Annotated in this window: 1 protein-coding gene; it reads left to right on the top strand. The window is 34.5% G+C overall.

Annotated elements, in window-relative coordinates:
* On the top strand, positions 1 to 348 hold a 348-nt coding region (locus tag AAEY62_RS20995; protein WP_350636258.1), incomplete at both ends, for a hypothetical protein.

The raw sequence follows: 348 nt of genomic DNA, 5'->3' as shown, positions 1-348 counted from the left end.
GCATTAATGTGTATGAAGTCCCCTTAGTTAATGATATAGGAGACTTTATTTATATGGGGCTGACCAGTGGCTTGTATTTTTTTGCAAAGCCCTTTCCTTGGGAGGCGCGTAGCCCTTTACAGCTAATTCAAGCATTCGAGAATGTAATTATTATGTTTATTGTCGTTAGGTTAACCATCCAAGCATGGAATAAAAACATAAATAAATTAATATTTTGGTTAGTTTTATTTATAGGATCACTCTCGGTATACGGGTTGGTAGTTTTTAATTATGGTACAGCTGCAAGATATAGATTTCCATTTATTGCGTTGTATGTGGTTTATGTAGCTTATGTATGTAATGTAACCC

It is taken from the genome of Pseudoalteromonas sp. GW168-MNA-CIBAN-0100 (genome assembly GCF_040309225.1).
Taxonomy (GTDB): Bacteria; Pseudomonadota; Gammaproteobacteria; order Enterobacterales; family Alteromonadaceae; genus Pseudoalteromonas; species Pseudoalteromonas arctica.
Note: the sequence above shows the minus strand (reverse complement) of the source record. Positions and strands in the feature narration are given on the sequence as shown.